This window comes from Janthinobacterium sp. 35, from assembly GCF_002754575.1.
GTDB classification, from domain to species: Bacteria; Pseudomonadota; Gammaproteobacteria; order Burkholderiales; family Burkholderiaceae_D; genus Janthinobacterium; species Janthinobacterium tructae.
In genome coordinates this window covers 6,078,989-6,100,501 of sequence record NZ_PEFN01000001.1, presented here as the reverse complement: position 1 = coordinate 6,100,501, position 21,513 = coordinate 6,078,989, and the positions used below count along the sequence as shown (strand labels likewise).

The 21,513-nt window shown below is 62.5% G+C and carries 20 protein-coding genes; all 20 read left to right on the top strand.

Annotated elements, in window-relative coordinates; genetic code table 11:
* The 20 genes from CLU93_RS26895 (at position 1) to CLU93_RS26800 (ending at position 21,448) form a co-directional block, all read left to right on the top strand.
* Positions 1 to 1,863, top strand: coding sequence for a fibronectin type III domain-containing protein (locus CLU93_RS26895; RefSeq protein WP_099764120.1), 1,863 nt, complete (start codon positions 1 to 3; stop codon positions 1,861 to 1,863).
* Positions 1,860 to 2,546 carry an SGNH/GDSL hydrolase family protein gene (locus tag CLU93_RS26890; protein ID WP_143451837.1) on the top strand — a complete coding sequence of 229 codons (687 nt, stop codon included), beginning with the start codon at positions 1,860 to 1,862 and terminating at the stop codon, positions 2,544 to 2,546. Before CLU93_RS26895 ends, CLU93_RS26890 begins: the two co-directional genes overlap by 4 nt.
* 16 nt (positions 2,547 to 2,562) lie before the next feature.
* Positions 2,563 to 2,676 (top strand): DnaT-like ssDNA-binding protein, encoded by a 114-nt coding sequence (locus tag CLU93_RS28800; RefSeq protein ID WP_306595314.1) that lies wholly within the window; start codon positions 2,563 to 2,565, stop codon positions 2,674 to 2,676.
* On the top strand, positions 2,673 to 3,227 hold the full coding sequence (locus CLU93_RS26885; protein ID WP_099764118.1) for a head-tail connector protein: 555 nt from the start codon (positions 2,673 to 2,675) through the stop codon (positions 3,225 to 3,227). The genes CLU93_RS28800 and CLU93_RS26885 overlap by 4 nt, the downstream gene beginning before the upstream one ends.
* A complete protein-coding gene (locus tag CLU93_RS26880) occupies positions 3,224 to 3,559 on the top strand; it encodes a phage head closure protein (protein WP_099764117.1) in 336 nt (111 codons plus the stop codon). The genes CLU93_RS26885 and CLU93_RS26880 overlap by 4 nt, the downstream gene beginning before the upstream one ends.
* Complete coding sequence (locus CLU93_RS26875) at positions 3,556 to 4,014, top strand: HK97-gp10 family putative phage morphogenesis protein (protein WP_099764116.1); 459 nt, start codon at positions 3,556 to 3,558, stop codon at positions 4,012 to 4,014. Before CLU93_RS26880 ends, CLU93_RS26875 begins: the two co-directional genes overlap by 4 nt.
* Entirely contained in the window at positions 4,014 to 4,364 is a 351-nt protein-coding gene (locus CLU93_RS26870; protein WP_099764115.1) for a DUF3168 domain-containing protein, read from the top strand. Before CLU93_RS26875 ends, CLU93_RS26870 begins: the two co-directional genes overlap by 1 nt.
* A 4-nt stretch (positions 4,365 to 4,368) precedes the next feature.
* Entirely contained in the window at positions 4,369 to 4,803 is a 435-nt protein-coding gene (locus tag CLU93_RS26865) for a hypothetical protein (RefSeq protein WP_143451836.1), read from the top strand.
* 135 nt (positions 4,804 to 4,938) lie between these two features.
* Positions 4,939 to 5,580 (top strand): phage tail protein, encoded by a 642-nt coding sequence (locus CLU93_RS26860; protein ID WP_071076193.1) that lies wholly within the window; start codon positions 4,939 to 4,941, stop codon positions 5,578 to 5,580.
* 112 nt (positions 5,581 to 5,692) lie between these two features.
* The gene (locus CLU93_RS26855) at positions 5,693 to 6,013 is read left to right on the top strand and encodes a phage tail assembly chaperone (RefSeq protein ID WP_099764113.1); all 321 of its coding nucleotides are present in this window, start codon (positions 5,693 to 5,695) and stop codon (positions 6,011 to 6,013) included.
* 47 nt (positions 6,014 to 6,060) lie between these two features.
* Positions 6,061 to 6,324 (top strand): DUF1799 domain-containing protein, encoded by a 264-nt coding sequence (locus CLU93_RS26850; protein ID WP_099764112.1) that lies wholly within the window; start codon positions 6,061 to 6,063, stop codon positions 6,322 to 6,324.
* Positions 6,325 to 6,357: 33 nt separating this feature from the next.
* Positions 6,358 to 12,777, top strand: coding sequence for a phage tail length tape measure family protein (locus CLU93_RS26845; RefSeq protein ID WP_099764111.1), 6,420 nt, complete (start codon positions 6,358 to 6,360; stop codon positions 12,775 to 12,777).
* A complete protein-coding gene (locus tag CLU93_RS26840) occupies positions 12,774 to 14,243 on the top strand; it encodes a hypothetical protein (RefSeq protein ID WP_099764110.1) in 1,470 nt (489 codons plus the stop codon). Before CLU93_RS26845 ends, CLU93_RS26840 begins: the two co-directional genes overlap by 4 nt.
* Positions 14,240 to 17,251, top strand: a complete 3,012-nt coding sequence (locus CLU93_RS26835) for a hypothetical protein (protein WP_099764109.1) — start codon at positions 14,240 to 14,242, stop codon at positions 17,249 to 17,251. The genes CLU93_RS26840 and CLU93_RS26835 overlap by 4 nt, the downstream gene beginning before the upstream one ends.
* Positions 17,248 to 17,823, top strand: a complete 576-nt coding sequence (locus CLU93_RS26830; protein ID WP_099764108.1) for a DUF4376 domain-containing protein — start codon at positions 17,248 to 17,250, stop codon at positions 17,821 to 17,823. Before CLU93_RS26835 ends, CLU93_RS26830 begins: the two co-directional genes overlap by 4 nt.
* Positions 17,820 to 19,832, top strand: a complete 2,013-nt coding sequence (locus CLU93_RS27995; RefSeq protein ID WP_143451835.1) for a phage head spike fiber domain-containing protein — start codon at positions 17,820 to 17,822, stop codon at positions 19,830 to 19,832. Before CLU93_RS26830 ends, CLU93_RS27995 begins: the two co-directional genes overlap by 4 nt.
* Before the next feature lie 71 nt (positions 19,833 to 19,903).
* Entirely contained in the window at positions 19,904 to 20,236 is a 333-nt protein-coding gene (locus CLU93_RS26815) for a peptidase M48, Ste24p (RefSeq protein WP_099764105.1), read from the top strand.
* A gap of 2 nt (positions 20,237 to 20,238) precedes the next feature.
* Positions 20,239 to 20,478 carry a hypothetical protein gene (locus CLU93_RS26810; protein ID WP_099764104.1) on the top strand — a complete coding sequence of 80 codons (240 nt, stop codon included), beginning with the start codon at positions 20,239 to 20,241 and terminating at the stop codon, positions 20,476 to 20,478.
* The gene (locus tag CLU93_RS26805; protein ID WP_099764103.1) at positions 20,475 to 20,939 is read left to right on the top strand and encodes a D-Ala-D-Ala carboxypeptidase family metallohydrolase; all 465 of its coding nucleotides are present in this window, start codon (positions 20,475 to 20,477) and stop codon (positions 20,937 to 20,939) included. The genes CLU93_RS26810 and CLU93_RS26805 overlap by 4 nt, the downstream gene beginning before the upstream one ends.
* Positions 20,936 to 21,448, top strand: a complete 513-nt coding sequence (locus CLU93_RS26800) for a hypothetical protein (protein WP_099764102.1) — start codon at positions 20,936 to 20,938, stop codon at positions 21,446 to 21,448. Before CLU93_RS26805 ends, CLU93_RS26800 begins: the two co-directional genes overlap by 4 nt.
* The last annotated feature ends 65 nt before the right edge of the window (positions 21,449 to 21,513 follow it).

The window sequence follows — 21,513 nt, the reverse complement described above, 5'->3', positions numbered from 1 at the left end:
ATGACCATTCGCTTTCTTTGCGCCTACGGTATCTACCCTGCAAATGCCACTGTCACGCTCGACCAAGGCACCGAGGCTGGTCTTATAAGTGCAAAGATGGCGACGGCAGACTTGACCGGCGGCATTGCATTCTTCTACGACGTGATCGCCCCGGCGCCAGTGCCAGCCATGGCCGTCGGTCAGCCGGTTTCTTTGAAATCAGCCGAGCGCACAACCATTTCCCTACCCGAGGGCCAGACCTTGACCGTCACCGGCATGCCGGGTACCGCTGGCGTCGCCTACCTGCTCGATCCGGTGCTGGGTGGGGCGAACTCGCTGCAATCGTGGGCCATCAGCGCCGGTGCGCTGGCGCCCATCGGGCCGTATGCCGGCCTGCAGCGCTTCCTAGTGACGTGCTCTGTGGGGCGTGTGGATGTGAGTGCGTCAAATGTGTTGAACCTGTCGAGCGGTGGCGCCGCCGGATCGATTCCATTTGTGACTGCTGTTCCGCTTGGTGGTAACGTCGTGATGGAAAAGAAGGTGGTGAACGGGGCACTGACATTCGTGCCTTCAGGCGCTACCTCTGGTGGCGTATGCGTTGCAGAGATGCTGGCCGACGGCGTGAATGCGCCTTCGTTCGCGGCTTTTGAAGAGCATTCCTCGTCATCCGGCTGGCTGAATACAGCAGGATTTACGAACCTTGTGCAGTTTTTCTGCATCGGAACCCGCAATTATTTCTCGGTCTCGCAGCCCCTTGTACAAGTGACCCCAGATTTGATGCCGCCGACCGTGGCGTCAGCTATCGTCGCGGCAGCTTCGCCGGGAGTACTCTCCATCGGCTTCAGCGAGGCTCTGGCCAGCGGCTTTGTTCCAACCGCAGGCGCATTCACGGTCGACGGCCACACCGTGACTGCGGTGGCCTTGCGCGCAGCCTTCGCAGACTTGACAGTTGCCCCGGCGTTTGTGAGCGGCGAGGCCGCGCGCATTGCGGCGTATGCCCAGCCCGGTAGTGGCGGCTTGCGTGACGCGGCCGGCAATCTGGTGGCGTCGTTTAGCGGCCGCGCGATTGCAAATAATGCCGGCGTGGTCGTGACCGTGCCAGCTGCGCCCACAGCTGTTGCAGCGCTGGCCGGCAATGGCCAGGCCACTGTAAGCTATACGCCTGGGGCCGATGGCGGCTCGACCATCACCGGTTACGTGGCCACATCAACGCCAGGCGGATTTACTGGCAGCGGCACATCTGGCCCGATTGCTGTGCCTGGCCTGACGAACGGGGTCGCCTATACGTTCACCGTGCACGCCGTGAACAATATCGGCAACAGCGCCGAGTCGGCACCATCGGTCGCTGTTACGCCAGCAGTGCCGGCCGCAGGATATGCTCGGTTCGCAAGCCTGGTCAACACGACCGAAAGCGGCAGCGCCGACCCATACGCCTACACAGGCAATGGCACTGCATTTGGTACTGCAATGGGTGGCATAGCCACTAAATCTCGCGTGGTTGGGACTGATGGCTCTTGCGCCGTGGTGCTTGGCACGGCCACCGACGCAACGCACGAGGCAATGCTCGGGCTGGATAATTCTGCCACCCCTGTCGGCTACACTTCGCTGGACTATGCGGTGTTCGCGCCAAACACGGGCACCTATCGTGTGGTCGTTGGGGGAGTTAGCACGGCCGCAACAGTGGCTGTTTCCTGCGCCGTGGGCGATATCATGCGCCTCAGCGTCACAGGGGCGAATCTTGACGCACAGGTATCGAAGGACGGCGGCACGACATGGACGACCATCTACTCATGGAGCGGCATCTCATCATCGGCAGTTAAGTATCATATCCAGGCTGCGAAATCTGCTGTACTCACCGCCAGCCAGATTGTCGGTGCCGCATGATGATCATTCCGACCGGAACGGCGCGCACGATCTATGACCCGTCCCGCACAGCCATCACCTACGACGGCAACAGCATTATCGATCCGACGCTGCCAGGCGACCTGGTACTGCAGCTGGCAGCCATGCCGCCCATCAGCAATGCACTGACGATTTCCAATATCGGAAAGTCGGGCCAGACCATCCGGCAAATGATCGCGACGCGCAGCGATGTATTGGCATCCTTTGTGCCCGGTCGCCGCAATATCCTGATCGTGTTCGAGATCACCAACAGTATTTTCAACGGAGTGTCCCGAACTGGCCTGCAAGCTATTGCCGATCTGGCTGAATATATCATCGCGGTGCAGGCGGATGTAGCTGCCGCCTACCCGGGGCAGAAGTGGACCGTGATTGTGCAGACGGCCATCCCACGCGGCGACTATCTGGGCGCCGTCTATACCGCGCAGACCGGGGAGGTGGAGCTGCAGGCCGCCAACGCGGCACTGCGGGTGGACTACCGCTCGATGGGCGCAACAGCCCTCGTAGAGTCGCGGCGCCCAGGCGGCATTTTCGATTTCACTGACTCGCACAACGGCGCTCGATTCCCGTCGACCTATTGGCGTGATCGCACACACCCGAATGCTGCCGGCGACGCCGTGTTGGCCGGTTATGTGGCGGACGTCCTGAAGACGCTGCCTGCCCGCTGAATTTTTAAGGACCCACATGCTCACAATCGAAACAGGCGCCGGCCTGCCTGACGCCGAATCCTACGCCAGCATCGCCGCAGCAGACGTGCGCTGTGCCAGTCTGGGCCTGACTGCCTGGGCGGCGCCATGACCGCTATCCGCATCACGCCGCCGGAGAATCTTCCGGTTAGCCTCGACACGGCCAAGGCAAACATGCGCGTCGACGGTGACGATATGGATGCGCTGATCACGTCGTGGATCAAGGGCATCGTTGCCGCGCTGGAGCACGAGATCGGTCAGTGCTTGATTGAGCAGATGTGGCGCGTGACGCTCGACTGCTTCCCTGAGGCGATCAAGTTGCCGCACCCAGTTATGTCGGTCGCATCGGTAAAGTACTTTGATGTCGACGGCGCCGAGCAGACGCTGGCCCCAGCCGCTTATCGTCTGTGGCGCGCGCGATACCAGTCGCACCTGATGCCGGTGCTCGGCGGCGCCTGGCCGACCACGCTGGCCGGCGCTGACGTGACTGTCGAGGTCGTGTGCGGCTACGGCGCGGCGCCGGCGGATGTGCCGGAAAACGTCCAGCTCTACATCCTGGCGAAACTCGTGGAGCAGTTTGATCCAGCCACTCGCCTGGAGCGCGCCACGGTGCAGTCGGCATTCGTCGATCGGCTTCTGGACGCCTGCCGGAGCTATGCATGAGCCTCGGCGCGCGCCTAAACAAGCGCGTCACGTTGCAGGTGCTGACGGCCGGTCAGGACGAGGCTGGCCAGCCGCTGCCCGCTGATTGGACGAACGTCATCGCCAGCGGTGACGGCAAGCTCTGGGCCGAGGTTCGCGACGTCAGTGGCCGCGAGTTCGTCGCCGCCGGCGCCACGCAGAACCAGGTACTGACGACCATCACCATCCGGTACCGCGCCGGTGTTGCGGCGAAGATGCGGGTGCTACACGGAACGGACGTCTACAGCATCGAGGCGGTGCTGGGTCAGGATCAGCGCACGCTTGCACTGATGTGTTCACGCGGTGCAACATGAGCTTCAATATCAATCTGGCTGGGCTCGAAGAGTTGCGGGCAAAGCTGCGCGCCTATGGCGAGGCGGTAAAGGATGAGGTTGCCATCGAGGGCGCCGCCGGCATGGGGCGCGTGATCTATGAAGAGGCCCGGGCAAATGTGCGCGATTCGAGCAAGCCGCATTATTTTTACGGCAAAAATTCCAAGAAAAGCGGCACGAAATACCTGTTCAACCCCGGCAATTTGAGGAATGCAATTTACCGCGTCTTCTCTCTGGAAAAATCAAGCGACACGTTGAAAATGTACCGCGTGAGCTGGAACCACACCAAGGCACCGTATGGCGCCATGGTCGAGTTCGGCACTTCGCGCGCGCCGGCCAAGCCATTTATGGGGCCGTCGTTGTCGCGCTTAGATGACGCAATCACCGCCGGCAAGAAGCAGATGGCCGCGAAACTGGACGAAATACAAGGCCGATAATGAGCATTGAAACTGCACTGTTTGCCGCATTGCGCGGCTTGGTTGCGGACCGAGTCTTTCCCGACGTCGCGCCCGAGAATACGCCTCGCCCGTACATCACCTACCAACAGACGGGCGGCGATGCTGTTAATTTCGTTGAGAGTACCATCCCGTCGAAGAAAAACGCGCGCATGCAGATCAACGCGTGGGCCGATACGCGCCTGCAGGCTACCGCAATGGGCGGCTCGGTCGAGGATGCCCTACGCACCTTGGTAGCCCTGCAACCGACCGTATTAGGTGCTGCCATTGCAACCTACGACGACGAAACGAAGCTGCGCGGCACGCTGCAGTATTTTTCCCTTTGGATTTGACGATATGCCAACTTCTCTTGCTGGTAGCACGCTTGCTGTATCGCAGGCGACGCCTGCCGACGTGACCGCCGCCGGATTCGCCGCACTGAGCTACACGCAGATCAAAGGCGTGAAGGTGGTGGGCGAGGTTGGCACACAGTACGCCACGTCCACGCGAAATTGCATCGGCCTAGCCCGGCCGTATCAAGCGATGGCCGGCCTGGCTGAGCTGTCGCTGCAAGTCGAACTGATCCGCATTGCCGACGCTGGCCAGGACGTGCTGCGCGCCATGGTCGGCTTGGAATCGGCATGTAGCTACCGCGCGACTCGGCCAGACGGCTCGCTGATTTACTTCACCGCCCAGGTCAACGGCCTGATGAATGGCAGCTTTACGTCGGGATCAATCGCTGAGCAGAGATGCAATATGGCCGTGCTCAGCAAGGTCATCGAAGTCGATTAAACAAGCAGCAGAATTTATAGAGGCCAGCCTAACCCGCTGGCCTTTTCCATTTGAGCCGTCCCTGGAAACTCGGGCGGTTTTTTTACGCCCGCGAGGGTTACCACTCTCGGTCAAGCGACCGGAAAGGCTTTAAATATGTCGATCTCCCTGCCTAACGGCGCAACGCTGAAATTGGCCACCGTCTACGGCTCGGCCATTTCCATCACGGCGGCAAGCAATGCTAACCCAGCCGTTCTCACTGCCGCCGCCCACGGCCTGGCCAATGGCGACCTGGTCGAGGTTACCTCTGGCTGGTCCCGCATCAACAACCGCATCTACCGCGTCAGCCTGTCTGCGGCCGGCACGTTCGCCCTGGAGGGTCTGGACTCGTCCAATACCACGACCTATACCCCAGGCGGCGGCGTCGGATCGGTTCGCAAGATCACCACGCTGACCCAGATCACGCAGATTCTGGAAACCACCAGCTCGGGCGGCGAAATGGGCTTCACCGAGGTGTCGCTGCTGGAAAACGACTTCTCGACCCAGCTGCCAACCCAGGCCAGCGCGCAGTCGATCGCCATTTCCATCGCCGATGATCCGACGCTGGCCGGCTTCATTGCCGTGAAAGCGGCCGCCGAAACGCGCAGCCCGCGCGCACTGGTCGTCACCCTGCCGAACAACTCCGTGATCCTCTACAACGGCATCGTCTCCCTGGACGAGACGCCGTCGCTGACGAAGAACTCGATCATGGCCGTCAAATCGACCTTCAGCCTGCAAGGGCGCCCGGTCCGCTACTGATCCACCGCTTCACCAGCAGTTTTCGCAATGCCGCACGAGAAATCGCAGCGGCATTTTTTACGCCCGCTTGGTCGCACCTTGCGGGTCTTTTTCTACCCTTCGAAAGTACAAAATGGCAATCAAACCAAAATTCAGCCTGACCGCATCCCCAACCTTCAAAGTCAAAGTGTCGATTCCAGTGGCCGGCGGCAAGCCTGTCGACGTCGAATTCACCTTCAAGCACCGCACGCGCGAAGCGTTCAAGAAGTTCATCGAAAGCCTGACCGACCGCGAGGACGTGGACGTCATCCTGGACATCGCCAGCGGCTGGGATCTGGAAGATGCCTTCGATGCCGAGTCGCTCGAACAGATGGTCGAAAACCACATCGGCTCCGGCCTGGCCGTCGTCCAGGCTTACATCAGCGAACTGACTGCGGCTAAGGTAAAAAACTAAAGGCCGTCGCCACAGCGCTTTATGAGCAAGGCCCGAACGAGGAAGAGTTGGCCGCGTTCGGCCTCACTGCCGAGGATGTGGCGGCGGATCCTGTGGATATTTGGCCAGACAACCTTGCTGCCTTCGAGATTTTTTCATTCCTCGGCACACAGTGGCGCGTTGGCATGAGCGGCGCAACCGGCCTTGATTACAACGTGGTGTATCGAAAAATGGATCGCCTTTTGTTGGCGCCCGAAGAATACGACGAATTGGAGCGCGACATCCAGATAATGGAAAGCGCTGCCCTGGCGTGTATGCATCAGAAAACATAACCGTCTTCTGGCGGTTTTTACTTTTGGAACCCTATGACAAACACGATTGGCGGCGCAACCATTGAACTGGCGGTTGACTCCAGCGGCGTCGAGTCCGGTCTCGACCGTGTCGACGGCGCCGTCAAGCGCACCGGCCGCACGCTCGACAGCCTGCGCACCCAAGGTGGCGGCGCCCTCGACAGTATCGGCAACGGCGGGGCAGCGGCCGCCAATCGTGTTGATGCCGCAACCCGGAATATTGCCGGAGCGGTAGAGCGGGCGAATGCCGCCCTGATCTCCGGGAAAAAGTCGGGCGCTGAATATTTCGAAGAGCTGGGCCGTAGCCGTGGTGCTGACATGCTGAAGTTGGCTCCACTGATTGCGCAGCTGCGCGAGACTGAGGCGGCCCAGGCGCGGGCAAAGGCAGCGACCGAAGCTGCTGCGGCAGCCCAGCAGGGGGCTGCGGAAGCGGCGCGCGTGCAAGCGGCGGCCCTGCGGGAAGTTGCGCAGGCCCAGGCTGGCAAGGATTCGTACGTCGCCGGCCTGCGTGAGCAAATCGCGTTATATGGTAAATCGACCGAGGAAGTGTTGCGCTACAGGGCTGCACAAGCGGGCGCCGCTGAGGCGGCCGGTCCGCTGATTCTGCAATTGCAAAACATGCGCGCGGCGCATGAGGCTATTACGGAATCGACGCGCCTGGAGGCTCAGGCGCAGCGCCAAGTCGCACAGGCCCAGGCGAATAAGGATGGATTCCTGTCGGCCCTGCGCGAGCAAGTCGCGCTACACGGTAAGTCTGCGGAAGAGGTGTTGCGCTACCGCGCCGCGCTGGCCGGCGCCGCAGCCGACGCGGAGCCGATGATCCAGGCAATTACCCGCATGAAGGCAACGCAGGAGGCGGCAACCGCATCTGCTAAAGCAGCGGCCGACGCGCAGCAGGCAGCCACACAGGCGCAAGCCAAGGGTGATGCATTCCTGATCAGCCTGCGTGAGCAGGTGGCGCTGTACGGAAAATCTACGGAGGAGGTGCTGCGCTATAAAGCTGCGCAGGCTGGCGCCGCGAATGCTGCCGAGCCACAAATCCAGAAATTGCAACAGCTCAAGATTGCGCAAGAGGCCGTGACGGAGGCCGCCCGCCTGGCAGCAGCGGCGCAGCAGCAGGCCGCCCAGGCCCAGTCCAACCGCGACACCATGCTGGCTGGACTGCGTGAGCAGATCGCCTTGTATGGTAAATCGACTGAGGAAGTGTTGCGCTATCGCGCCGCCCAGGCTGGCGCCGCAGGCGCGGCCGAGCCCTTGATTCAAGAGCTGCAACGCCAGAAAGTGGCTCAGGATGCGGTGGCGGAAGCAACCCGGCTCGCCGCCGCCGCTCAGCAGCAGGCGGCTCAGCAGCAAGTTGCTGGCACGGCGATGGTTGCCAGCTTGCGCGAACAGATCGCGCTATATGGAAAAACCACCGAAGAAGTCTTACGTTACAAGGCGGCCCAGGCTGGTGTTGCTGGCGCAGCCGAGCCGCATATCCAAGAGCTGGCGCGCCTGAAGCTCGCTGAGGATGCCGTTACGGCGGCGGCGAAAGCAGCAGCCGAGGCGCAACGCCAGGCCGCCATGGCGCAGACCGGCCGCGACTCGTTCGTCGCCGGATTGCAGCAGCAGGCCGCGGCTATCGGGAAAAGCCGCTCGGAATTATTAGAATTGCAAGCCGCTCAGATGGGCGTGACCGCGCAAGCCGCCCCATTCATCGCGAAACTGCGTGAAGTTGAGCAAGGCCTGAACCATGCAGGTATGTCGGCGCGCGCTACCGCCGCTGCAATGCGCGGCGTGCCGGCGCAGTTCACCGACATCGTCGTCAGCATCCAGGGCGGGCAAAATCCGCTGACTGTGCTGCTGCAGCAGGGTGGGCAGTTGAAGGATATGTTCGGCGGCCTCGGCAATGCAGCAAAGGCGCTGGGCGGCTATGTTCTCGGGCTGATCAATCCATACACGATCGCTGCAGCAGCCGTTGCGGTGTTGGCGGTGGCATTTATCCAGGGCCGCAACGAAGCAATCGCCTATAGCAAGGCGCTGATCTTGGCCGGCAACACCGCCACCACCACGTCTGGCCAGCTGTCAGACATGGCTCGCAACATCAGCAAGGGCGTGGGCACACAAGGCGCTGCTGCCGAGGCAGTAGTTGCAATGGTCGCTACCGGTAAGGTCACAGCTGACAACCTGGAACAATTCAGCGCCACGGCCATCAAGGCGCAGCGCGCGCTCGGTCAAAGTGTCGCCGACACCGCCGCGCAGTTCGCTGACTTGGGCAAAGCGCCCGTTGCCACACTACTGAAATTGGACGAAACATACCACTTCCTGACGGCCGATATTTACAGTCAGGTAAAGGCGCTGGAACTGCAAGGGCGCGCCGTAGAGGCCGGCACGATGGCGCAAAAGGAGTGGAATAAAACGCTGGGCGATGTATCGAGCAAGGTCACAGAAAATCTTGGGAGCCTGCAGAAAGCGTGGAAATTTGTGAGCGACGGCGCCAAAGAGGCATGGGACTCCATGCTGAACGTCGGCCGCGAGGAGTCGCTGGAGGAGAAGCTTGCTGCCGTCCAAAAGCGTCTGACTACATCAGCTGGCGCGGTTGGCGGCAAGTTGCCCAACGGTCTGACCGCCGGCGCCGAGACGCGCAGCGCTGCTTACGCCAAGGATTTGGCCGCCAACCTTGCGCTCGAGGCGACGCTAAAAGGCCAGATCGCTGCTGAAAAAGCCGCCATTGCGCCAAAAGAGGCTGCTAACAAACTGCGAGAGGCTGGGCTGAAATGGGCGCAGGACGAGGAGAAATATCTCACGCGAGTGCAATTGCGCGATCAAGAAATTGATAGGACGACCAGACTAGGTGCGGTGATAGTTGCCGCTGATAGCAAGAAACAGGGCGAGGTCGACGCGCGTCTCGCCGCCATCAAGCTCCGATATGCCGATACCTACAATATCGCCATCGACACGCAAATCGAATTGCTGAAACGTCGCGGCGCGGTAGAGGAGGAATCGGCCAAGCGCTCGATGATCACGCTGAATGCCGATCGCGCCGCCGGCCTCGCCACCAGCTTGCTGGCCGAGTTCGAATACGCCGATAAGGTCGCAAAGATCGACCTCGACGCCCTTGCACGCAAAAAGGCCTTGTTGTCCGCCGAGCTTGCGCTCACGGCCGCCAAGCCAAATAGCAAGAAGGAGCAGGCCGGTTTGAGCGGCGCGATCGCCGAAGTGGACGCCCAGGCGGTGACCCGCACCCTGCAATTGAAAGAGGATATCCGCGTCCTCGACATCAAGGATACCAAGCAGGGCTTGGCGAATCTCGCCGACCTGGCGGCTGCGCGCGCCACTGATCTACAGTCGATCCAGAGCCAATTGCAGGCGCAGAAAGATGCAAATACCCTGATCGGCCTCAGTGCGGTCGAGGCAATCAAGTTCAACCAGAGCCTAGTCGAGGAGGCGGCGGCACGCAAGGAGGTTGAAGCAGGTATCCTTGATACGATCATCGGGCGCGAATCCGAGGCAGCAGCTCTGCGCGCCAGTGCGACTGCCATGCGTGCGCTGGGAGCAGAGCAGGCGCGCGGCTTGAGCTTGAGCGCCGGCACTGACGTCGCCAAGGCAAAGGAGTTGCTGGACATCCTCGTCGCCGTCGATAACGCAGCCAAGCAGGCCGCGCAGGGCATGACTGAATCGTTTGGCCGTGTCGGCTCCGCCATTGGCGGCCTGACCACGGCCTTGACCGGCTACGCGGTGCAGCAGCAGACGATCGCTGCGCAACTAGCATCCATCAAGGCTGACCCGAAAAGTGGAGCCGACAAGATCGCCCAGGCCGAACTGGCTGCAACGAAGTCGTCAGCAGCAGCCAAGGTCAAATCGTACGCAGACATGGCCACTGCGGCAAAGGGCTTCTTCAAGGAAAACACGGCCGGCTACAAAGTGATGGAAGGAGCGGAAAAAGCATTCCGAGCCTATGAAATGGCCATGGCCGTCGAGTCGATGGTGAAAAAACTGTTCACCGTTTCCGCTGTCACGACAGCTACGGTGGGCGGCGAGGCGGCAAAAGCGGCTGCGGTTCAAGCCGGAGTGGCGACGCAGTTGGCTGCCGATACCGTCAAAGGCACGTCCGCTGCAGCGGTGGCAGTTGCAACCCAAGCTCAGGGCGATCCGTACAGCGCATGGGTGCGCATGGCAGCGATGGCGGCGGCAATGGCCGCTCTGGGGTTTGCTGTTGGCGGTAGTGGTGGAGGTGGCGGGCAGACCGCTGCCGAAGCGCAGGCAGCGCAGGGAACGGGCTCAGTATTTGGCGATTCGGATGCGAAGTCCGCATCCATCCAGCGCTCGCTGGACCGCCTGGCCGAGAACTCCGGCGGCCTGATCCCGATCAACCAGGGAATGCTGTCGGCACTGCGCAGCATCGAGGCGTCGATGTCCGGACTGGCCAACCTGATCGTGCGGGCCAACGGCGTGACGGATGGTAGCAACATGGGCATCACCACCGGCCAGATCAACATTGGCAAGGCCACCGATGCAATCTCGGGCGTCATGACCCAGGTCACCAAGGGTCTCTTTGGCCCCGGCCTTGGCGATTCCATTTCCAAACTTATCAATAATGTATGGGGTAAAACGACTAAAAAGATTGTGGATTCCGGGCTGCAGTTCGGCGGTAGCGTGCGCGATCTGCAGGATGGTGAGGGTTACAAACAGTACGCCAGTGTCGATACGACGAAGTCGAGCTGGTTTGGGCTGTCGAAAAAGACATCCAATTCGGTGCAGACGGCGGGGCTGAATAATGAGTTATCGGCGCAGTTCGGACTGATTTTCACCAATTTGGAAGACGCCTTGACCAGCGCCGCCATCGGAATGGGCATTGGCGCCGCGCAAGTCACCAATGTACTGGATAGCCTGACCCTTGCCACGACGTCCGTGAGTCTCAAGGACTTGAAGGGCGATGATCTGACTGCCGCGCTCAATGGTGTGATTTCCAAGGCGATGGACGAGATGTCGCAGGCCGTCTTTCCGGAGTTCGATAAATTCCGCACCGTTGGTGAGGGCTACGCCGAAACCGTGATCCGCATTGCGTCGAACTATGCGACGCTGGACGCGGCCCTGTCATCGATCGGCGCGACGTTCGGCGCCACCGGCGTGGCCAGCCTGGCCGCCCGCGAGCGCCTGATTGGCCTGGCCGGAGGTATCGAGAATTTCACAGCCCTGACATCCTCGTTCTCCGAAAACTTCCTGACCGAAGCGGAGCGCCTGGCGCCGGTGCAAAAGTACGTCACCGCGCAACTGGCGGCGCTGGGCTATGCCGGGCTCAATACCCGCGACGATTTCAAGGCCGCCGTGCTGGGCCTGGCCAATTCCGGCGCACTGGCCAGCAAGGCGGGCGCTGAAACCTACGCTGGCCTGCTGGGCCTGGCAGATGCCTTTGCCAAAACGACCGCAGCAACCGACGATCTGACCATGTCGCAGCAGGCGATTGCCGACCAGGCAAAGGATCTGCAGACCCAACTAAACGAGCTGACGAAAACCGAAACGGCGTTGCTGGCCATCCAGCGCGCTGGCATCGCCGACGTCAATAAGGCGCTGTTCGATCAGGTACAGGCAGCCAAGGCAGTAGTTTCAGCCAAGGACGCACTGGGCAAGGCCTACGACAGAGAGGCGGCAGCGGCCCAGACGGCGCTGGATAAATCGAAATCGTGGGTGGCAACGCTCAACGGCCTGAACCCCAGCCTGGCGCTGGGCGGCCAGTCCATCCTGACGCCAGAGCAGAAGTACGCCGAGGCGCGGGCCCAGTTCGAGAAAACCCTGGCGGCGGCCAATGCCGGCGACACGACGGCGCAGTCCGGCCTGTCGGCTGCCGAGCAGGCCTTCTTGACGGCGTCCCAGGTGGTCAACGCCTCGGACGCCCGTTACGCGGCAGATTACGCCCGCGTGCTGGCGGCCAACGACGAAGCATTGAAATGGGCCTCGGCCCAAGTCGACGTGCAGCAGGCCAGTCTGGATGCCCTCAAGGCTCAGGTGTCGGGCCTGATCACCATCAACGACAGCGTGCTGACGGTGGCGCAAGCCATCGCCAACCTGCATTCGGCGATGGGCACGGCCACTGGGCTGGGCGTCAAGTTCGACGGTTCCCATGCCGGCGGCCTTGCCAACGTGCCGTTTGATGGCTATTCGGCAGAGCTGCACCGTGGTGAGGTAGTGGTCGACGCGCCAGCAGCGGCAGCCATGCGCCGCTATTTCGGCGGCGCACCGAGCCAGGGCGGCGGCAACACCGACGCCCTGGTGGCTGAGATCAAGGGCCTGCGGGAAGAGGTCAAAGGGCTGCGCGCCGATCAAGACAAGCAGACCGGTGCCTTGATCCGAGGCACCGTCGAATCGAACGACAAAGCGGCCAAGACCGTCGTGGCAGGTGTCGAAAAATCAACCAAGTCCGATGTGTGGGGAAAACAAGAGGAGTATTCGAAGTGACCGATGCGCAATTTTTAGAATGGCTGCAGGACGATACAGCCCATCGCACGGCCCTGGTCGAGGTACAGGTGAACGTGGCAGGCGAGGAGGTGACGCGGTACATTGCCTCCCGTTCGTATGTCACCGGTCCGCTGGATGTGCCGCCCAACACGGCGTATCTGGCGCTGGTCACGGACGGTCTGGCCTTTACAGAACAGATCAGCCTGACGAGCGAGGCGGGGCTGTCGGGCGGCGATATCGAGCTGGCCAATACCGACGGTTCGCTCGACAACTGGCTTGCCGACGTCTGGCGCAATCGGCCGATCAAGGTCTGGTTCGGCGACGTACGCTGGGCGCGCGGCGAATTCCGCCTGGTCTTCGACGGCCTGGTCGCCGATGCCAGCAGTGCCGGACCCGAATCGATCAACCTGGCGCTGCGCGACAAGATGGGGCGCCTGGACACGCCGATCACCGAGGCCAAGCTGGGCGGCGCCACGCCCAACAAGGATGTGACCTTGCCGGTCCCGTTTGGCGAGTGCCACAACGTCACGCCCTTGCTGACGAACCCGGCGACGCTGGAATACGGCTTTCTCGGCGCTGTCGAGTCGAGCTTCGAGGTGCGCACCAATGGCAAGCCGATTGCCGTGGCCTTGAACGACCAGGCCGGGCGCTTCAACCTGACCACGCCACCCTATTCGGCAGCGATCACGGTCAGCGTCCAGGGCGACAAGGGCGGCGGCTACGTGCCGCGCATCGCGCCGCTGGTGCAGCGCATCGCCACCGCCTACGGCAAGGCGGCTGACCGCTTCACGCTGGCCGACCTGGACCTGGCTAACCTGGCAGCGTTCGATGCTGCCCACCAGCAGCCGGTGGGTCTGTATGTGGCGGATAGGATGAACCAGGCCCAGGCCATCCAGCAGCTGGCGGCGAGTGTCGGCGCGCAGGCGGTCATGTCGAGCACCGGCCAGCTGCGCCTGGTGCAGATCGCGCTGCCGGCGGCTGGCGTGCCGGTGGACATTGGCGCCGCGCAGATGATCCAGGGCTCGCTGCGCCAAGTGCAGCGCTTGCCGGTGGTGGCGGCCGTGAAAATCGCCTACGACCGGAACTACACGCTGCAGCCCAGCCTGAACACCAGTATTCCGGCCGAGCATGCCGATATGTACGCGACGGAATGGCTGACGGTCACGGCGGTCGACGAGGCGGTGCGCACGCGTTACCGCCTGACCGATGACCCTCCGCAGATCGAGACCTGCCTCAAGCAAGAGTCGGATGCGGCGGCGGAAGCGGCCCGGCGCCTGGCGCTGAACAAGGTGCAGCGCACCATTTACGAATTTGAAGGAATGCCCGAGATGATGATGCTGGAACTGGGACAATCTGTCGTGCTGCGCGACCGTCGCTACGGCCTGCAGAATGGTGTGGCAGGCGTGGTCGTGCTGCTTTCGCGCCGGTGGCTCGATTGCCGTGTGACGGTGGGAGTGCTGGTATGAGCGCCATCGTAGGGACGCGTGACAAGCGCCTGCAGGCGTCGGCGGAGCGTTTCAGCACCACCGCCGACGGCAAGGCCATCCTGATGTCCGGCGCCACGCCCGTGTTTCGCGTCGACAGCAGCGGCGCCGGGTCGCCCGCTTCGATTGCCATCACCGCCAAGCCCGTGAATGTGGTGGGCGACATCGTATTTACGGTGTCGGCCGGCACGACGCTGGTGATTGACGGCAACGTGGCCACGGTCAACTTTGCGGGCATGACGACCGACACGGTCACGGTGCAGGCGCGCATCCGCGAATTCGGCGTCGACTATATTGCCAGTTACATCATCAGTAAGGTATTCGATGGCGTGGCGGGCGACACTGGCCTGGCCGGGATCAATACGGCGCAGGCCTTCGCCTACAAGCGGGCGGCGGCCGTGCCCACCGATTCCCCGGGCGACGTGGTCTACACCTTTGCCAGCGCGGCCATCACCGCGCCCGCCGGCAACGACCTGGCGAATGGCTGGTCGAAGAACATCCCGGCCGGCGCGGCGCCATTGTACGTGCGCGTGGCGGGCGCCAGCTCGCGCAACGCCACGGACAACATCGCTGCCAATGAGTGGGCGGCGGCCGTGCTGCTGGCCAGGGATGGCGCAGCGGGTGCCGATGGCGCGGCCGGTATGGCCGGCGCCGACGGCATGAACACGGCGCAGGCCTTCGCCTACAAGCGCGCGGCCATCGCGCCCGTCGACTCGCCCGGCGACGTGGTCTACACCTTTTCCACTGCGGCCATCAGCACGCCGGCCGGCAACGGCCTGGCCAACGGCTGGAGCAAGACCATCCCGGCCGGCACGGCGCCGCTGTATGTGCGCGTGGCGGCGGCCAGTTCGCGCAGCGCCACCGATGCCATCGCCGCCAACGAATGGACGGCGGCCGTGCTGCTGGCTCAGGACGGCTCGGCTGGCCAGAACGGCCTGAACGTGGCGCCGGTGCGCATTTACCAGCGCGCCGCCGCCAATGTCGCGCCGGCGCTGCCGAGCGCGGCATGCACGTTCACCTTTGCCACGGGCGCGCTGACGGGCCTGAACAATGGCTGGTCGACGCAGGTGCCGACGGCCGGCGGTGCCTATTTGTTCACTTCGGGCGCCACGGCCGCGTCGACTGCCGCCACCGACGATATCCCGGCCGTGGAATGGGCGGCGGCCGCGCGCATGGCGGCCGACGGCGCCAACGGCAGCAATGGCGCGAACGGCGTGGATGGCCTGAACGTGGCGCCGGTGCGCATCTACCAGCGCGGCGCGACCAATATCGCACCGGCGCTGCCGAGTGCTGCATGCACGTTCACGTTTGCCACGGGTGCGCTGATGGGCTTAAACAACGGCTGGTCGACGCAGGTGCCGACGTCGGGCGGCGCCTACCTCTTCACGTCAGGCGCCACGGCCGCATCGCGCGGCGCAACCGATGACATCCCTGCCAGTGAATGGTCGGCGGCATCACGCCTGGCAGCCGATGGCGTGACGACCTACACCTGGGTGAAGTATGGCAATACCGCTGCAGGCGGCGGATTCTCCGATTCTCCCGTGGGCATGACTTACATCGGCCTGGCCTATAACAAGGCCACGGCGGTCGAGGGCGACAACCAGGCAGATTATGCCTGGTCCTTGATCAAGGGCGGCGACGGGGCGAAGGGTGACCCTGGAGTGGACGGCAAGACTACCTACACCTGGATCAAGTACGCGGACAACGCCGATGGCACCGGTCTGTACGACACGCCGCGCGACAGCACCATGTACCTGGGCCTGGCCGTCAACAAGCTCAGTGCTGCCCCCAGCACCAACAAGGCGGATTACGCCTGGTCGAAGTTTCGCGGTGGCCAGGGTGTGGCAGGGCCATCCGGCCAGCGCGGCACTGTGACGGTGACGGCGTCCGGCTATCCGGCCTGGTCGGATGCATCGGCCGTGTATGAGTTGGGCCATGCCGGCTACGGCGCCCCGATCAACCGCGACATGGTGACGCTGTACGACGCCACGCATGCGGTGACGAAGTTCTATATTGATGGCGCTTGGCTGGAGGCCGGCATGGTGCTGAATGGCAACCTGCTGGTACCCGGTACGGTGGCTGCGGAGGCGTTGGCGGTCGACGAACTATCCGCTATTACCAGCATTCTGGGAAAGGTGATAGCAGGCGATATCTCCGCCTCCACCATTCATGGCGGCCCTGGTTATCCGACCCCCGCCTATGCCTGGCCGATGGGCGCCGGCGGTGGCAAGGGCTTCCACTTGAGCGAAAAAGGCATCCTGTTCGGCGACTATAACGGTGGCGTGCCTGGTGCACAGTATTTTTCGGCGGGTGCGAATGGCCAAATAGACGCTCCAGGCCTGTCGATTAAAGATGGGAATGCTACTTTTTCGGGCCGCCTATCAGCGGCCAGTGGCTCATTTAGTGGAACCCTGACAGGTCGTAACGTCACGGCCGAGAATCTGGCCACGGACATGGCGCTTATCAGCACCGTGATCCGCTCGCAGACATACAACCCGGGCACCTACGGCTGGATGATCAACGCTGATGGCACCGCTGAGTTTAGTGCTCTGTCGATCACAGGGCGCCCGACGGGGCCGGTGTATGGGCAAAGCGACATGACGAACTATCCTGTCGTATTAGTGATGCTGGGCAGTGCTACCGGTATCGCTGCGGCGCACAAGGTCACCGTGCAGCTCGATGGGCAGGTGACTACGGCGGCCGCATCAGGCTCCAGCGTCACCATTTCACTGTATTGGGGCAGCGCCGCAGGCAGCGAAACGACGCTCATCAAATCTTGGACGGCGTCTGCGCGAGGCCTCGGTAGTGGCGTCTGGGAGGACGAGATATTGCCGTTCGTTGATCAGGTGACTGTTTCAGTTCCTGCCAATGCGTCCCGCACAGGGTCTGGCGCCTATTTCAAAGCCCTCGCCACCCGGACGGGCAGCAGTACCAGCGGCACCGATGCATCCCTGCAAATCAGCACTAACATAAAGAACCCAACAGCATGAGTTTGAAATACGCATACCTCGATAAAGACGGTTACGTGCAGCAATGGGCGGCCGGCGACTGCCCCTCCGCAGTGGAAGGCCTGACGTTACATCAGCTTCTGCCTGGTGAGTTGGTGTGCCCGCGTCTGCGAATGATCGATGGCGCACTGGTGCCGTATCTGCCTGACGTGCTGCTGGCCGAGGTGCAGGCAGGCGCCATCGCGGATGCCAACGCTGATCGAGATCGGCGCCTCGCAGCGTTTGACCGCTTCACCTACGAGGGCGTGCTATATGACGGCGACGCCCGCGCCGAGGCAGCGATCACGCTGGCGGCACGCAGCGCTGCGCTGGACCTGGAGCAATCGAGCATCACCTGGCGGGCGTTCGACAACGCCGATGTGCTGCTGACGCCCACACAATTGCTGGCCCTGGAGGTAGCGATGATCGAGGCGAAGGCGCGCTACGCCGCGCAGCATCATGCGCGTTGCCGGGAACTCAAGGCCGCCATTGCGGCGGCCGAATCGCGTGCCGACGTGCGCCTTGTAGTCGAGGCGGACGCTCAATCAGCTGTATTTGCAGAGGATGCTGCATGACCAATCTCCGCATCATCTACGACAACGCGGCCGACCGTGCTGCGCTGACGGCCAGCACCACGGCCGGCACGCTGGGCGTGGCCAACCTGCAAAACAACCGCAAGGGCCGTCCCTGGCGCGCCACCGGTACCACGGCGCGCCTGGGCGCCACTTGGGCCGTGCCCGAGCGCATCGGCGGGGTGTTCCTACCGTTCTGCAACCTGTCGCCGACTGCGTCGATGCGCGTGCGCGTGTCGAATGAATCGGCGGCAACGAACCTGAACACCTATTCATCCGATTTTTGGGCACCAGGCTACAGCAGGCCTGGGCCGACTGTCGTGTTGCCCAATACGGATGTGGCGCCGGATGGATCCCTTACTATGAGCACACTTCGATCAACGACAGCGGTTACTTCCTACATCCAGAAAGTTATTACCGGGGCTCCCTCCACGAATTACGTCGTTTCTGTTTTTATAAAGGCTGGAAGCTCCACCACCAGTCGTCTTTATATCTATAACCCGGCTATTTCCGTGGGCATTGCTTCTGTGTTAGTTGACTGGGTTTCTGGCGTTGCGTCTCTTCGTGCTCCAGCGGGCTGGGCAGAAGCTCCCACGCTTGCCCCTACACCTGCCCCCGGTGTTTATAGGTTATCGGCTGTAGTAAATAGCGGCGCTGGCGCCGGTATCGCTGTTTTATATTATCCCGACATTACTTTCACTGCGTTGACCTCGAAAATATGGGGCCTCAGTGTCACGGAGGGTTCCGCGGTCTCCAGCTACTACCCCTCGCTGGATACCTTCACGTCGCGTGCCTCCATCGGTACTTTCTTTGGTAGTAATGGCCTGCTGCAAACGGCGGCAGCGAACGTGGCCAGGATGCAGTACAACCCAGCAAATCTGTCTGCTCCACCGAAGTTGCTGCTGGAGCCGGCCGCGACGAACCTTGCCCTGCAGTCTGGCAATATCGCCAGCGCGAACTGGAACATGCGCTGGGGTGGTGCGGCTACCGTGGCGGCCGATCCCGCCGTGCTTGCGCCAGACGGCACGCCGGCATACAAGGTCAGCCCGACTTCCGGCGGCTCCGGCATTGGCCAAGGCATTTCCCTGACAGCTGGCGTCACCTACACGTTCAGCATGTGGGTCGCCGCTGGAACCGCGCCGCGCAGCTTGGGGGTTTGGCCCGCTTCCGGTTCCGTATTGGCGTTCTCGACAATTCCTGCCAATTCGCCGATGGCGCGCTACAGCGTCACGTACACGGCCGCCACCACCGCAGTGCATTATTTTGGGCTACAGGGCATCTTCGTCGGCGATTCTTTATGGTGCGCCTGCGGGCAGGTCCAGGTAGGGCTGTATGCGGATTCATATATTCCGACCACGACCGCCGCCGTGACGCGCGCAGCCGACGTCGCCCCCTCCGCGCCAGGCGTGCGCCCCGCCGGCTACATCGACGCTTGGCAGGCCTACAGCTACGACAGCGGCATGCTGCCGGCATGTCCGGCCGCAGCCGCAGCGGTCGACGGTTTCACGCCCCTGCAGGCGGCCAGCGCTTACAGTAATGGTGGTGGCGCCTATGCGCGTCACTGGCTGTCGGCGCAGATGCCGGCGCTGGGCCTGGCGATTGACATCAAGGACCCGGCCAATCTGCAAGGGTATGTCGAGGCCTGTCGCCTGGTGACGGGTGCTTACTGGTCGCCCACCAATAACCCGGACTATGGCGCGTCCGTGACGCCCATGGACGCCAGCACGCATACCCGCACCGGCGCTGGCGATTTGTGGACCGACGCCGGCTCGCGTTCGCGCAAGATGCCCTTGCAGTTGAGCACACTGCCGGCGGCCGACCGCACGGCGCTGTTCGGCATCGTGCGTCGCAATGGCATGTCCGGCGCTATGCTGGTCAGCCTGTTCCCGGAATCGGTCGACCTGGAGCTCGAGCGCGACCACACCATCTTCGGCAAGCTGTCGTCGGTCTCGGCGATGAGCATTCCGTACTACGAGAATTACTCGATGCCGCTGGAGATCGAGGAGCTTTAACCGCTGTACCGCTTGCATCACCACAAACCCGCTTCGGCGGGTTTTTTCATTTCCACCACCTGAGAGGCCCTATGGCAATTGAAACACCTGGCAGCACCGTGGCTGGCATTTCCTACGCGGTGCTGATCGGCGCATTTATCGGCTCAGCGGCGTCGCTGAGCTACGCCAAGGAAATGACGAAGCGCCAGGCGATGACGGCGTTCCTGGTCGGCAGCGCTGTCGCCTGCGCGGCCACGCCGCTGGCCATCCACTACCTGAATGCACCGACTGAGCTGGCCGGTGCTATCGCGTTTTTCTGGGGGCTAGGCGCCATGCGCGCTGTGCCCGTATTTTTTGCTCTGATCGACCGCACGCGCAACGCGAAACTTCCAACGCTGCCCGACCAACCAGACCCGAAGGAGTAACCATGTCGCTGATTTCAATTGTCCAGGCAGTCATCTGGATCTACGTCTTGTACCTGTGTGTCATCGAGCTGAACACGATGACGCGGCGAACAGCAATGGTCGCGCGCCTGGGGCACGTTGCCCTGTCGTGCGGCGCAGCTGCAGGCATCATGTCGGCGATCTCCGACCGCCAATTGTTCGAGCTGCTGATTGCCGCCGGCGTGGCGCTGCACATGACGTTCAATCGCCGAGGTGCCAAATGAACCTGACCAAGAATTTTACCCTGCAGGAACTGACCGCCTCCGACTGGGCCGCGCGTCACGGCGTCGACAACACGCCGCCGGCCGTCGTGCTGGCCGAACTGCAGCGTACGGCCGAGCTGCTGCAGCGCATCCGCAATTACCTGACGGCTTGCGCCGGCATCGATACGCCGCTGACCAATATCAGCGGCTACCGCTCGATTCCGGTGAATCGGGGCATCGGCAGCAGCGATGGCAGCGATCACGTGCGCGGTTGTGCTGCTGATTTCAAGGCGTTGCGCATGACGCCTTACCAGGTATGCCAGGCGTTACTGCCGAAATTAGACGAGTTCGGCATCGGCCAGATCATCAACGAGCTGACCTGGGTGCATGTCAGCACGCGCATGGTGGCCAAGCCGATCAACCGCATCATCACCATCGACCGCCACGGCACGCGCGCCGGCATCTTGCAGGTGCGGCCGTGATCGCGCTGTCCAAGCTCGCTGGCAAGGTGCCGAGCTGGCTGTACGCTACCGTGCTGCTGTACGTGCTGGCCAGCGCCGGCATGATGTACCAGCGCCTCCTCGGAAACGCCCAGGGCCGGGCGGAAGTGCAGGCGCTGTGGGATGCCGACAAGGAGACCCGCGCGGCAGCGGAAACGAATGCGGTGGCGCAGCGCGCCGCCGAGAACTTGGCGCGAGCCAGACAACAGGCCACCAAAGCGGCGGCCATCAAGAAAGTCTACGATGACGAAATCAACGATATTAGCGTTCGCCTTGCTGCTGCTGAGCGCATGCGCAAGCCCGCCTTCTGTGCAAGTGCTGGACCTGCCGCCCCGGCCGGTGCCAGCGGCGCCGAAGGAGGCGCTGCAGCCGATCCCGCCGGCGGGCTACTTCCTGACGCGGTGGCGCGAGATATTCAAGCCTTGATCCTGCAGACGGAAGAGGTGGCTGCGACGGGCAGGGCATGCCAAACGTTTGTGAGGGGAATGTAAGACAGCAGAGCGCTGATTGTCGCTGGATTCACAGCGGCAATCAGCGTCTTTGAATTTTTCAAATT